Origin of the sequence: Simplicispira hankyongi, from assembly GCF_003570885.1 — a bacterium.
Lineage (GTDB): Bacteria > Pseudomonadota > Gammaproteobacteria > Burkholderiales > Burkholderiaceae_C > Simplicispira > Simplicispira hankyongi.
Genome location: NZ_QXJC01000001.1, coordinates 900,506 through 913,664, shown reverse-complemented (window position 1 = coordinate 913,664; position 13,159 = coordinate 900,506). Strand labels below are relative to the sequence as shown.

The 13,159-nt window shown below is 65.7% G+C and carries 12 protein-coding genes; 4 read left to right on the top strand and 8 right to left on the bottom strand.

Going from position 1 to position 13,159, the window contains the following annotated elements; translation table 11 throughout:
• Positions 1 to 8: 8 nt before the first annotated feature.
• Entirely contained in the window at positions 9 to 1,568 is a 1,560-nt protein-coding gene (gene ggpS / locus D3F03_RS04100; protein WP_245960485.1) for a glucosylglycerol-phosphate synthase, read from the top strand.
• Between the two features lie 51 nt (positions 1,569 to 1,619).
• On the opposite strand, the gene gdhA is transcribed toward ggpS, so the two are convergent.
• Both gdhA and mutL read right to left on the bottom strand, forming a co-directional pair.
• Positions 1,620 to 2,963, bottom strand: a complete 1,344-nt coding sequence (gene gdhA / locus D3F03_RS04095) for an NADP-specific glutamate dehydrogenase (RefSeq protein WP_119108045.1) — start codon at positions 2,961 to 2,963, stop codon at positions 1,620 to 1,622.
• Between the two features lie 258 nt (positions 2,964 to 3,221).
• Complete coding sequence (gene mutL, locus D3F03_RS04090; protein WP_119108044.1) at positions 3,222 to 5,168, bottom strand: DNA mismatch repair endonuclease MutL; 1,947 nt, start codon at positions 5,166 to 5,168, stop codon at positions 3,222 to 3,224.
• Positions 5,169 to 5,252: 84 nt separating this feature from the next.
• On the opposite strand from mutL, the gene D3F03_RS04085 reads away from it, so the two are divergent.
• Positions 5,253 to 5,906 (top strand): DedA family protein, encoded by a 654-nt coding sequence (locus D3F03_RS04085; protein ID WP_119108043.1) that lies wholly within the window; start codon positions 5,253 to 5,255, stop codon positions 5,904 to 5,906.
• An 82-nt stretch (positions 5,907 to 5,988) separates the two neighbouring features.
• Here the strand turns inward: D3F03_RS04085 and D3F03_RS04080 are convergent, their stop codons facing one another.
• From D3F03_RS04080 to tsaE, 4 genes are all read right to left on the bottom strand, one after another.
• Entirely contained in the window at positions 5,989 to 6,216 is a 228-nt protein-coding gene (locus D3F03_RS04080) for an osmotically inducible lipoprotein OsmB (protein ID WP_119108042.1), read from the bottom strand.
• A gap of 134 nt (positions 6,217 to 6,350) precedes the next feature.
• A complete protein-coding gene (locus tag D3F03_RS04075; protein WP_119108041.1) occupies positions 6,351 to 6,689 on the bottom strand; it encodes a cupin domain-containing protein in 339 nt (112 codons plus the stop codon).
• A gap of 42 nt (positions 6,690 to 6,731) precedes the next feature.
• Positions 6,732 to 8,228 carry an N-acetylmuramoyl-L-alanine amidase gene (locus tag D3F03_RS04070; protein ID WP_119108040.1) on the bottom strand — a complete coding sequence of 499 codons (1,497 nt, stop codon included), beginning with the start codon at positions 8,226 to 8,228 and terminating at the stop codon, positions 6,732 to 6,734.
• Positions 8,225 to 8,740 (bottom strand): tRNA (adenosine(37)-N6)-threonylcarbamoyltransferase complex ATPase subunit type 1 TsaE, encoded by a 516-nt coding sequence (tsaE, locus tag D3F03_RS04065; RefSeq protein WP_119108039.1) that lies wholly within the window; start codon positions 8,738 to 8,740, stop codon positions 8,225 to 8,227. The genes D3F03_RS04070 and tsaE overlap by 4 nt, the downstream gene beginning before the upstream one ends.
• Before the next feature lie 12 nt (positions 8,741 to 8,752).
• Here tsaE and queG point away from each other — a divergent pair, with 12 nt between their 5' ends.
• A complete protein-coding gene (gene queG / locus D3F03_RS04060) occupies positions 8,753 to 9,799 on the top strand; it encodes a tRNA epoxyqueuosine(34) reductase QueG (protein ID WP_119108563.1) in 1,047 nt (348 codons plus the stop codon).
• A gap of 46 nt (positions 9,800 to 9,845) precedes the next feature.
• Here queG and D3F03_RS04055 read toward each other — a convergent pair whose 3' ends face one another.
• Positions 9,846 to 10,778, bottom strand: coding sequence for an AEC family transporter (locus D3F03_RS04055; RefSeq protein WP_425453090.1), 933 nt, complete (start codon positions 10,776 to 10,778; stop codon positions 9,846 to 9,848).
• Between the two features lie 98 nt (positions 10,779 to 10,876).
• On the opposite strand from D3F03_RS04055, the gene xerD reads away from it, so the two are divergent.
• Positions 10,877 to 11,782 (top strand): site-specific tyrosine recombinase XerD, encoded by a 906-nt coding sequence (gene xerD / locus D3F03_RS04050; protein WP_119108037.1) that lies wholly within the window; start codon positions 10,877 to 10,879, stop codon positions 11,780 to 11,782.
• A 22-nt stretch (positions 11,783 to 11,804) separates the two neighbouring features.
• Here xerD and D3F03_RS04045 read toward each other — a convergent pair whose 3' ends face one another.
• Positions 11,805 to 13,082, bottom strand: coding sequence for an EAL and HDOD domain-containing protein (locus D3F03_RS04045; protein WP_119108036.1), 1,278 nt, complete (start codon positions 13,080 to 13,082; stop codon positions 11,805 to 11,807).
• Between the last annotated feature and the right edge of the window lie 77 nt (positions 13,083 to 13,159).

Here is a 13,159-nt window from a genome sequence, read left to right as displayed (position 1 = left end):
GGACACGCATGAATAAGCCCACCCAGAAAGAATTGAGGAACGAACTTGTCGTCGTCTACCACCGCCAGCCGTATGAAGAGCTTGTGGAAAACGGCCAGACCGTGATGCGCGAGCCGCGCAGCCCCAACGGCATCATCCCTGCCATCAAGGGTTTTTTCAGCCATGTGGACAAGGCTGTGTGGGTGGCCTGGAAGAAGGCCGCTGTCGGCAAGGCGCTGGATTTCGAGCGCCGTATCACGGTCAGCGACAGCTACGGCAACTACGACGTGGTGCGCCTTCCACTGGAGGCTGCCAAGATCCACCAGTTCTACCATGTGACCTCCAAAGAGGCGTTGTGGCCGGTGATCCATACCTTCCCGTGGCTGTACTCGACCGAAAACATCCATTGGGCTGATTTCCGGGAAGTGAACCGGCGTTTTGCCGAAGCTGCGTGTGCCGAGGCGGAGCAGGGCGCGGTGGTCTGGGTGCACGACTACAACCTGTGGCTGGTGCCCGGCTTTGTGCGCAAGATGCGGCCCGACCTGAAGATCGCCTTCTTCCATCACACGCAGTTCCCGGCGCCTGACGCCTTCAACATCCTGCCGTGGCGGGACGAGATCATCGACAGCCTGCTCGCTTGCGATCTGGTGGGGTTTCACGTGCCGCGTTTTGCGCAGAACTTCTGCGCCGTGGTCGAGAGCTTGCGCGAAGGCGTGGTGCGGCATGAAGCACCGGTCAGCCTGCCGATCCTTCAGCGCGCCTGCGCTTTGTCCGAGCCGCGTGTGACGGTGCAGCTCGATGTGGAAGGGCGCAGCATCGTCATTGACACCTGCCCGATTGGTACGGCGCCAGCGCTGATTGCCAGCACCGTCAATTCACCCGAAGGCAAGGCGCGCACCGAACGCATCCGCAAGGATCTGAATACCGAAACGCTGATTGTGTCCGTCAGCCGTGTGGATTACGCCAAGGGCGGGCGCCAGCAGCTCGAAGCCTTCGAGCGCCTGCTCAAGCGTCGCCCCGATCTGCACGGCCGCGTCAAACTCCTGCTCGTGACCGTGGCCGCTGCGGAGGGAATGGAGGTGTACCGTGCCGAGCAGCAAAAAATCGAGCAACTGGTGGGTCGCATCAATGGCCACTTTGGCACGCTGCACTGGCTGCCCATCCACCTCTCGACCACGCCATTGACCTTCGAGGAAGTGGTGTGCGCCTACCGCGCCGCGGACATTGCCTGGATCACACCGCTGCGTGACGGCCTGAACCTCGTGGCCAAGGAGTTTGTCGCCGCCAAACAGGGCGAGGCCGGCGTGCTGGTGCTGTCTGAATTCTCTGGCGCGGCGATGGAGCTGGAAGACGCCATCCTTGTCAACCCTTTCAGCCGCAGCTCGCTTGACGATACGCTGGATGAAGCCCTGGCCATGGGCGAGGTGGAGCAGCGCCTGCGCATGGGCCGTATGCTGATGCAGGTACAGCGTTACGACATCGGCTACTGGACGCGCCATGTGCTGGCGCGCTTTGCCAAGTTGTCCGAGGCACCGACCCAGCCGACCGCGCCTGACCTCAAGCCTATAGAGGCGTCCGAGGCAGCATGAAATCAAAAGGGACCGCGCGGTCCCTTTGGGTTGGAGGGTTGCAGTCGTGACTCAGACCACGCCCTGCGCCAGCATGGCGTCGGCCACTTTGACGAAGCCGGCGACGTTGGCGCCGTCGATGTAGCTCACTGAGCCATCGGCGCGCGTGCCGTGCTGGACGCAGGCGGCGTGGATGCCTTGCATGATCATCAACAGGCGGGCGTCCACTTCTTCCGCCGTCCAGTTCAGGCGCATGGCGTTCTGGCTCATCTCCAGGCCCGAGGTCGCCACGCCACCGGCATTGCTGGCCTTGCCCGGTGCGTACAGCACGCCCGCAGCTTCGAACGCCTTGGCCGCTTCGATGGTCGAGGGCATGTTGGCGCCTTCGGCCACGCACAGCACGCCGTTCTTGATGAGGGTGGTGGCGTCGCTGGCATCCAGCTCGTTCTGTGTGGCGCAGGGCAGGGCGATGTCCACGGGGATATGCCAGGGTGTTTTGCCGGCTTCGAAGCGCGCGCCGGTGCGTTTTGCGTAGTCGCTCACGCGGCCGTAGTGGTGGTTTTTCACGTCCATCAGGATGGCGAGCTTTTCGGTGGTGAAGCCCTCTTCATCGACGATGGTGCCGCTCGAATCCGACACCGTCACCACCTTGGCGCCCAGGGCCATGGCCTTCTCGACCGCGTACTGGGCGACGTTGCCCGAACCCGACACCGACACGCGCAGACCGTCGAACGACTTGCCACGGGTCTTGAGCATCTCCTGGGCGAAATACACCGTGCCGTAGCCAGTGGCCTCGGGGCGGATCAGCGAGCCGCCGAACGACAGGCCCTTGCCGGTAAAGACGCAGTCGGCGCGGTTGCTGAGCTTCTTGTACATGCCGGCAATAAAGCCGACTTCGCGGCCGCCCACGCCGATGTCGCCCGCGGGCACGTCGGTGTCAGCGCCGACATGGCGGAACAGCTCGCTGGCAAAGGCTTGGCAGAAGCGCATGACTTCGCCGGGGCTCTTGCCCTTGGGGTCAAAGTCGGAGCCACCCTTGCCGCCACCCATGGGCAGCGTGGTCAGCGCGTTCTTGAAGGTCTGCTCGAACGCCAGGAATTTGAGCACCGAGAGGTTGACCGAGGGGTGAAAGCGCAGGCCACCTTTGTACGGGCCGATGGCCATGCTGTGCTGGATGCGGTAGCCACGGTTGACCTGCACCGCGCCATGGTCGTCGGTCCAGGAAACGCGGAACATGATCACGCGCTCGGGCTCCACCAGGCGTTCGAGCAGGCTTTGCTCGGCGTACCTGGGGTGTTTCTCAATGAAGGGCCACAGGCTTTCCATCACCTCGGTGACGGCCTGGAGGAATTCCGGCTGGTGCGGATTGCGGGTGGCTACCTCGGCAAGAAAAGCCTCGACGGACGCGAATTTCATGGCAGTTGTCTTTCGGGAAAAGGGGTTTGTGCGGCGGTGCAGCATGACATTATGCCAAGTCGGCATGGATTGATGCGACAAAATGGGGCGCAGACGCACGAAAACAGTGCTGTTGTGCCCGGTTTAGGTGCTGGTGCATGGCGACTGTGGTGCAAATCGGTGCAGAACTTGCGATGCGAAGCCAGCCCCGCGCTCGGCCAGGGCGTCCGAGCGTGGTGGCATGGTGAAAACCGCGACGCAGCGGCTTTGAACAGGCTCTCAGCGCCCGCGCAGGAACAGCGCGTCGAGCTCGCGCAGGCTGAGCTGGCGCCAGGTGGGCCGGCCGTGGTTGCACTGGTCCGAGCGCTCGGTCGACTCCATCTGGCGCAGCAGGCCGTTCATCTCCGGCAGCGTCAACTGCCGGTTGGCACGCACGGCGCCATGGCAGGCCATGGTGCCCAGGATCTCGTTCTGCGCGCGCTGCACCACACCGCTCGCGTCGTGCGCGGCCAGCTCGGCCAGCACGCTGCGGGCCAGCTCCACGGCATCGCCCTGCGCCAGCGTGGCGGGCACGGCGCGTACCGCCAGGGTGCGGGCAGAAAAGGGGGTGATCTCCAGGCCCAGCGCGGCCAGTGCGTCCACGTTCTGCTCGGCGGTGGCCAGTTCCTGCGGCGTGGCGGCGAAGGTGGCGGGGATCAGCAGCGGCTGGCTGGCGATGCGTGCGCCGCTGTCCCATTGCGACTTGAGTCGCTCGTAGACGATGCGCTCGTGGGCGGCGTGCATGTCGACAATGATGAGCCCCTGGGCGTTTTCCGCCAGGATGTAAATGCCCTGCAGCTGCGCCAGCGCGCGGCCCAGCGGCCAGACCTCGGCTTGGGGGGGGGACTGCGTGCCCGGTGTGTCCGGGGCCGGGCTTTGCCACGCAGGCTGCTCGGCGCTCACCCAAGTGCTGCTTGCGCTCACGTCCTTGCGCTCGGGCTCAGGCTCTGGCGCGCGGGGTTGGCCCCACAGCGCACCCAGATCGGCCACACGGTGGCCGATGGGTGCATCAAATTGCATAGCTGCCTGCGCCCGTGGAATAAGCACTGGAGGCCCATTTTGTTCAAAATTTACTGAAGGTTCCGTGGCACCGGCTGCGTAGCCCATAGCGGCTGGAGGCGCGGCCGCCACGGCCCCGGCGCGCGGCGCGGCCAGGGCGCTTTCGATGGCGTGGCGCACCGCCTGGTGCACTTCGCGGCTGTCGCGAAAGCGCACCTCGATTTTGGTCGGGTGCACGTTCACGTCCACGCGCGCCGGGTCGATGTCGATGTACAGCGCATACACCGGCTGGCGCTGGCCGTGCAGCACATCTTCGTAGGCGCTGCGGGCGGCGTGGGCCACCACCTTGTCGCGCACGAAGCGGCCGTTGACGTAGCAATACTGCTGGTCGGCGCGGGCACGTGCCGTGTCCGGCAGGCCGGCGCGGCCGGTGAGGGTGATGCGGCCTTCCTGGTGGGTCAATGCCACCGATTGCTCCAGGAACTCTTCGCCCAGCACGTCGGCCAGGCGCCGCTCCAGCGCTCCCGCCCCGGCGCCATGCGTCAGGGCGATGCGCCACTGCTGCACCAGCTTGCCTTCGTGCCAGATGGCAAAACCCACGTCGGGCCGCGCCAGGGCGTGGCGGCGCACCGCTTCGACACAGTGCGCCAGCTCGGTGGTATCGGTTTTGAGGAACTTGCGCCGCGCCGGCGTGCTGAAAAACAGCTCTTTCACTTCTACCGTAGTGCCCATGGCCCGCGCCACGGGGCGCAGCTCGCCGCTGCGGGCATCAAGCAGAAAGGCGCTGTCTTGCCCAGCAGGGCGCGAGAGCAGGGCAAGTTCGGAGACCGACGCAATGGCCGCCAGCGCCTCGCCGCGAAAGCCCATGGTGGCGACACTCTCCAGGTCGTCCAGCGTGCGGATCTTGCTGGTGGCATGGCGGCGCAGCGCCACCGCCAGCTCGGCTTGGGGAATGCCGCAGCCGTCGTCTTCCACGCTGATCAGCCGCACGCCGCCTGCCAGCAGGCGCAGCGTGATCTGCGTGGCGCCGGCGTCGAGCGCGTTGTCCACCAGTTCGCGCACCACGGAGGCGGGGCGCTCCACCACCTCGCCGGCGGCAATCTGGCTGACGAGTTCGTCGGGCAGGTCGCAGATGGGGCGGCGGGCGGCTTTGGAAGCGGTAGGAGCTGGGGGAGAAACGTGTTGCACGCGAAGATTCTAGAGATTGGCGCCGCGGGCAGGAGAGATCGCCATAATGGCCCGCCTTATTCAACGCCTGCCCAAAGCCTGTTCATGGACGCCATTGCCTTTCTGATCGACTTCATTCTGCACGTCGACAAGCACCTCGAAGCCTTCGTTGCCACCTACGGCCTGTGGGTGTACGCGCTGCTGTTCCTGATTGTGTTTGTCGAGACCGGCCTGGTGGTCATGCCCTTTTTGCCGGGCGATTCGCTGCTCTTCATCGTGGGCGCGCTCTGCGGCGCCGGCATGATGGAATTTGCCCCGGCCGTGGCCGTTCTGCTCGCCGCGGCGGTGCTGGGAGACCAGTGCAACTACGCGATTGGCCGCTGGTTCGGTCCGCGCGTATTCCAGTGGGAATCGTCGCGCTGGTTCAACCGCCGCGCGTTTGACCAGGCGCATGCCTTCTACGAACGCTACGGCGGCATCACCATCGTGCTGGCGCGTTTCATGCCGTTCATTCGCACTTTCGCTCCCTTCGTGGCGGGCGTGGCGGCCATGGGCCGGGGCAAGTTCAGCGCCTACAACGTCGGCGGTGCCGCGCTGTGGGTGCTGGGGGTGAGCAGCGCAGGTCTGTTTTTTGGCAACCTGGCCTTTGTGCGTGAGCATCTGGACAAGATCATCTGGGGCTTGATTCTGGTGCCGGGGCTGATTGCGCTGTTTGGCGCCTGGCGCGGGAGTCGCAAGGGAGTAGTTGTTAGCTCCTAAAAAAAGAGCTGCTAGCGCTTATGGGTAGTGCGCTGGAAGCTCTTTTGGCCAAATTTTTCAGGCCTTGGCGTTGCGGCCAGGATCAGCGGCGGCGCTGGTCCCGGTCTTCGCCCAGTTCGTGGCCAATCAAGGCGCCGCCTGCGGCGCCGGCGATGGCACCGCCGGTCCCCAGCAGGGCGTTGCCGGCGACACCGCCAACGACAGCTCCGACGCCGGTGCCGATCTGGGCGTTGGTGGGGTTGGAAGCGCAGGCGCCCAGGCCCAGGGAGGCAACAAAGGCGGTGGCGATCAGAAGATGTCGGGTTTGCATGGTGGGTCCCTTTCAGGAAAGTGGAACAAAGGCCGCGCCGCAAAACAGCGTGCGTTAGGCCGATGCACCACTATCGCGCGGTATCCCTTGCCAGACTGTAGGACGCACCATGCAGCCAGCGTCAGCGCACGCGCTTAACCGCGCTCCGTGCACAGGCTGATGGTGAGCAGCAGCGAGGCATTGCTGCGGCCGGTGAGCGCGTGCGGTGTGCCGCCTTCGAGGTGGACAAAATCGCCAGTGGCCAAAACCTGCAATGCACCGGGTGTCTTCAGCTCGCATTCGCCTTCGATGCACAGCAGCGTGATCTCGCCTGGCACCTGGTGTTGCGGCAGGGTTTTTCCGGCCGGCACCACCAGGCGAATCACTTCAAGTTCCTTGGCTTTGAGGACGGCGGTATTGACCGCGCCTCTGATTGCGGCCCCCAGCGGGGCAATACGGACAACTTCGGATGAAGGGGTATGGGTCAGGGCCATGGCGGTCTCCCTTGGAACAGGTTCCGGGTAGGTGACAGTGTGTCAAACCGAGCGGCTGCGCGCAAGCGGCGGGTTCTTGGCGAAGTAGCGCGTGATGCCGCGCATCAGTGCATCGGCGAGCTGTTCCTGGTAGGCGCTGCTGCGCAGGCGGTTTTCTTCTTCAGGGTTGCTGATGAAGGCGGTTTCCACCAGCACGCTGGGGATGTCGGGTGCCTTGAGCACCGCGAATCCCGCTTGTTCCACGCTCCCTTTGTGCAGCTTGCCCAGGTGGCCGATCTCGCCCAGCAGGACGCTGCCGAGTTTCAGGCTGTCGTTGATCTGCGCCGTCGTGCTCATGTCGATCAGGGCGCGGCGCACATGCTGGTCCTGGGCGCTCACATTGAGTCCGCCGACCAGGTCGGCCTGGTTTTCCTTGTTGGCCAGCCAGCGGGCGGCTGAACTCGATGCGCCCCCTTGGCTGAGCGCAAAAACGCTGGCGCCGCGGGCATCGGGGTTGGTGAAGGCGTCGGCGTGGATGCTGACGAACAGGTCGGCTTGCACGCGCTGCGCTTTTTGCACCCGCATGCCCAGCGGCACGAAGAAATCGGCGTCGCGCGTCATGTAGGCGCGCATGGGGTTGCCGCCGACGGTGGTGGCGTTGATGCGCTCGCGCAGCAGGTGCGCGACCTTGAGCACCACGTCCTTCTCGTGCGTGCCCTGGGGGCCGGTGGCGCCGGGGTCTTCGCCGCCGTGGCCGGGGTCCAGCGCCACGATGATGAGGCGGTCGGTCTTGCGCCCCAAGGCGAGAGCCGGTGCGGATGGGTTGGCCGGTGCGGCCGGGCGCTTGCCGGACAGGGGATCCGGCGCTGCGGTGGGTGTGTCCGGCACGTCCAGTCGGGCGCCCGGCGCCGCCGCTTCACGCGTACCACCAGCGCGGGCAATGAGCTCGCCCAGCGGATCGGCTGCCTTGTCGGCGTGCGGGGTAGCGGACAGGGCCTGGGTGGATTCTGGCGGTGCTGCGCCTGGGGCCGATGTGGCGGCACTGCCGGGCGAGGCCTGCAGGCGTTCGGCAATCAGGGTTTCCAGCGGATCTACCGGCACCTCGGGGTACAGGTCGAACACCAATCGGTTGCCGTAGGCGGCAACGGGTGGTAGCGAAAACACCTGTGGCCTGGCAGCCTGTTTGAGATCAACGACCAGTCGCACCACGCCCGGCGCGTTCTGGCCGACACGAATGCCGGCAATGTTGGGATCGTCGCGGCGCACCTTGGCCACCAGTTCCCGGAGCGCGGGGCTGAGGTCGATGCCTTCGATGTCCACGGCAAGCCGGGGCGGTGTGCTGACGAAGAACTGGCGCGCCTTGAGCGGGCCGTCGGATTCCAGCGTGACGCGCGAATACTCGGGTGCCGGCCAGATGCGGACGGCCAGAATGGTGGCGCCACGCGCGATTTGCTGGCGGCTCAGCAGCAGCACCAGGCTGCCAGCCTTCAGCAGCGCGCGCCGCGAGGCGAGCGTGCGCGGCGCATGGGCGGGGGGCTCGGGGGGGATGGTGGGCTTCATGGGTGCAGTCCTTGCAGCAGTTGCTCGCCAAGCGCGGTGCCTGCCGCCAAAGAGGCGCGGCGCTCGGTGTCGTTCGTTGCTTCAATGTGGATAGCAAGATCCGCAGGCGGGAGCAGGCCTGCAGCCTTTTCCGGCCATTCTGCCAGTTTTAGGCCGGGGTTGGCAAACAGCTCACGAAAACCCGCGTCTTCCCACTCGCGCGGGTCGCTGAATCGGTAGAAGTCAAAGTGCCAGATGGCCAGCGCCCCGGCCTCGTGGGGTTCCACCACCGCGTAGGTCGGACTCTTGATGCGGCCCTGCACCCCGAGCGCACGCAGCAGATGGCGCACCAGCGTGGTCTTGCCGGCGCCCAGGTCGCCGTGCAGGCTGATGAAGGCGTTGGCAATTTCCGGCCGCGCGGCGAGTTGTTGCGCGAACGCCTCAGTGTCGGCTTCGTTCGTCCACACCAGTGAGCGGGTCTTGTGCGCAAGGGGCGTTTCTACAATCGGGCGATGGTGGTCAGCGGCAGTCAACTCATTCCTCAAATTACGCAATGGGCGCGCGAGTTGGGATTTTCCCAAATCGGCGTGGCCGGTGTGGATCTTTCGTCTGCCGAACCGGGTTTGCAGGGCTGGCTGGCGCAGGGCTTTCACGGCGACATGCACTACATGGAAGCGCACGGCATGAAGCGTGCGCGCCCGGCCGAACTGGTACCGGGCACGGTGAGCGTGATCACCGTGCGCATGGATTACCTGCCGCGTGACACGCCGGCTGGCTGGCAGGCCATCGAGTTTGCGCGCCTGGCCGACCCAGAGCAGGGCGCCGTCTCGGTCTATGCCCGAGGGCGCGACTACCACAAGGTGCTGCGTGCGCGCCTGCAAAAGCTCTGCGACCGCATTGCCGAGGCCGTCGGGCCGACGGGCTACCGCGTCTTCACCGATTCGGCGCCGGTGCTCGAAGCCGAGCTGGCCGCGCGCAGTGGCCAGGGCTGGCGCGGCAAGCACACGCTGGTGCTCAACCGCGAGGCCGGGTCGATGGCTTTCCTGGGCGAGATCTACATCGACATGGAACTGCCGGAGAGCACGCCGGTGACGGCGCACTGCGGCAGTTGCCAGGCCTGCATCGACGTCTGCCCGACGCAGGCCATCGTCGCGCCGTACCGGCTCGATGCGCGGCGCTGCATCTCGTACCTGACGATTGAAAACGCCGGGCCGATCCCGATCGAGTTTCGCCGCCCGATAGGCAACCGCATTTACGGCTGCGACGACTGCCAGCTCATTTGCCCGTGGAACAAATACGCGCGCACCAGCCCCCTGGCAGACTTTGACGCGCGTGCCGGCCTCAGTGGTCAGCAACTGGTGGATTTGTTTGCCTGGGACGAGGCAACGTTCCTGCGCATGACCGAAGGCGGCCCGATCCGCCGCATTGGCCACGAGCGCTGGCTGCGCAACGTCGCGGTGGCGCTGGGCAATGCGCTGGCGAAGACGCACGCGCCCGAACTGCGCGCCGCCCTGCAAAGCCGCGCTGCACACGAGAGTGCGCTGGTGCGCGAGCATGTCGCCTGGGCACTGGAAAACGAAAATATTGAATGAAATAGGCCTCTAGCGCTTATCCCTAAAGCGCTTGCAGCTACCAAAATCATAGTTTCAAGGTGGGCCCCAGAACCCCCAGTGCCAGCGACAGGCTGGCCGGTCCCAGCAGGGTGGAGAGCGTCACCAGCCCCGCCACATACGGTCCGTTGTAGCCCATGCGGGCGGCCAGCACGTAGCAGCTTGATGAGGTGGGCAGAGCCGAGAAAATCAGCAGCACCGTGGTTTGCAAGGCGTCCAGTCCCAGCAGGCGCGCAGCCAGCCAGGCCATCAGCGGCTGCAGCAGGTGGCGAATGGAGAGCACCGACACCGTCAGCACCCCGTCGCGCCGGAGCGAGCCGAATTCGAGCCCTGCGCCAGCCGCCATCAACCCCAGCGCGATGGCAGCGGCCCCGATACGCGAGACGCTGGGCACCAAAATATCCGGAATGTGCAGTCCCGCCAGGTTCGCGGTCAGGCCGGCGGTGGTCGCCAGAATCAAAGGGTTTTGCAGCAGCTCGCGGGCAAAGTGGTGTTCCCCCTTCCGCGCCATGGGCCAGACGGCCGCCACGTTGAAGAGCGGCACTGAAATACCGATCAGCACGGCGATCAGTTGCAGGCCGGGAGCGCCCGCCAGTCGCTGCGCCATGGCAAGGCCAATGAACGAGTTGAAGCGAAACGCCACCTGCGCTGCGCCGGCATGCGCACGTGGTTCGATGCGACTGCGCAGTCCGGGCAGACAGGGCAGGCCATAGGCCAGCGCGATGCCAGAGACGCCGCTGAGCAAGCCAGCGGCCATCAGCCCCGAGGTGGCGCCCAGTTCGATGGGGCTGCGCACAATCGACTGGAACAGCAGCACCGGAAACAGCAGGTAGTACACCAGCGCTTCTACCGGCTGCCACACCGAGCGGTTGAGCGCGGTGAAGCGGCACACCAGGTAGCCCAGCAGGATGAGGGAAAAATCGGGAAACAGAATTTGCGCGTACACCACGGCGTGCAGAATACCTGCGCTGGCCTGGTTGCGCTGCCATGTCCCGTGTCGCCCCGTGTCGCCCCGTGTCGCCCCGTGTCACCGAGCGCATCGCTCTGCTATCGTTTCGCATGCCCTTTTTTGAAACCAGCCAGACGGCCATCGACCAGTTCGCCGATGCCTTGTGGCTCGAAGACGGCCTGTCGCGCAACACGCTGGCCGCCTACCGCAGCGACCTGCGGCACTTCGCCGCGTGGCTGGCGGCGCAGCAGCCGCCCCTGGCGTTGGACGCAGCGGCCGAGTACCACATCCAGGCCTGGTTTTCCGCGCGCCACCAGGGCACGCGCGCCACCACCGCCAACCGGCGCCTCACCGTGCTGCGGCGCTACTTTCACTGGGCGCTGCGCGAGCGCCGCATCACCGCCGACCCCAGCGTGCGCCTGCAGGCAGCCCGCCAGCCACTGCGCGTGCCCAAGACGCTCTCGCAGGGCCAGGTCGAGGCACTGCTCGCGGCTCCCGATGTGCGCACGCCGCTCGGCCTGCGCGAGCGCAGCATGTTGGAACTGATGTACGCCAGCGGCCTGCGCGTCTCTGAGCTGGTACAGCTCAAGACCTGGAACCTGGACCTGGGCGCCGGCGTGCTGCGCGTGCTGGGCAAAGGGAACAAGGAGCGGCTGGTGCCGTTTGGCGAAGAGGCCGGCGCCTGGCTCACGCGCTACCTGGGCGAGGCGCGTGCGCTCATTTTGGCGGGCCGGCAGAGCGAGGATTTGTTTGTGACCGCGCGCGGCAGCGGCATGACGCGCGTGCGCTTCTGGGGCATCGTGCGCGAGCATGCGCTGCGCGCGGGCATTACAGCGCCGCTCTCGCCACACACCTTGCGCCATGCGTTTGCCACCCATCTGCTCAACCATGGCGCCGATCTGCGCGTGGTGCAGCTGCTGCTCGGCCATGCCGATATTTCGACGACCACCATTTACACGCACGTGGCGCGCGAGCGCCTGCGCGAGCTGCACGCGCGCCACCATCCGCGCGGATAGCTTGCTTTAGGGTGTCTGGGGCTTACTCGCCCAGACTCTCGGCCCAGGCAAGGGCCTGAAGGTGCGCCCAGTTGACCTGGTGGTTCGAGAGCTGCAGTTGCCCGGCGTTGTAGGCAAATGCGGCTTCGTCGCCACTTTCGCAGGCCTTGGTGAGAGCCAGGAAGGGTGCAAACACCCCGCGGTCGTGCAGCAGTGCGTCGACCACGGATTCCGGCAAAGCCACCGAGCCGAGCGCGCTCTCCAGCGGCATGCCCAGCATGGTGTCGAGCATGGAAAAAACGCCGACCACGAAGGCGTTGTCGCACTCTTCCTGTGGCAGCAGTTCCTGGGCGAGCAGTTCCATCAGCCGCCCGCGCACCACGGCCATGGTGCCCACGGCCGGTGGCGAGCCGCCGGCGCGCGAAGTGGTGAGCAAGAGCGCTGCCCAGCGGAACAGCTTCTTGAGCCCCAGGATCATCACCGCATGGCGGAACGAGGTGATCTCGCATTGCAGGCCGAACCCCGACGAGTTGATGAAGCGCAGCAGGTTGAAGGAGAGCGTCGGGTCTTTTTTGAGCAGATCTTCAATCTCCGCGCTGCTGGCCTGGCGCCGCACCAGGTTGATGAGCTGGATGATGATGGCCTGCGAGGGCCGGACTGTCTTGGCCTGCACCATCGACGGCTTGGCAAACCAGTAGCCCTGGAACAGCTTTACGCCCAGGTCGGACATGCGCTGAAACTGCTCGGCCGTCTCGACCTTTTCGGCAACGAGTTCGGCCTGGCTGTAGTTGCGCGCGAACTGCACCAGCGGGGCCGCCAGTTCGGGCTTGAAAGCCGACATGTCGAACTTGATGTACGAGGCCATGGGCAGCCAGCCCGCGTACGGCCGGCGCAGCACCTGCTGGTCAAAGGCCAGTTTGAAGCCGCGTGTCTTGAGGCCTTCGAAGGTGCCGATGCAGGCATCGATGGCTTCTGGTGTCGCACCCTCGGGCAAGGTCGGCACTTCCAGTACGACCTTGTCGGGGTGGACCAGTTCCAGGTGGCCCCCTGCGAGGCTCTCGTGGGTGCAGTTGATGAACACCGTGAGCTTGCCCACCAGCGCTTCGGCGCCGCCGTAGGACAGCGCGTTGAACAGCAGGGCTGCATCGCTGGCAGCCGTGTGGGCGTCGTGCGCGGTCGAGCGGTCAAACAGTTCGTAGCCCACAACCACGCGCTTGGCGTCAACGATGGCCTGGCGGGCGATCACCGCCATATCGCTGGCGGCTACCGCTTCCGGGGAGGCTGTAGCGTCTTCTGGGGCATTGTCTGGTGGCTGGGACATGGGCGATAAGGAAGAGGGGAAAAAGGCGTGCGCGGGATGCGTGTTCCCAGCGATTCTAGGCGCGAGGCCGCCCTTTT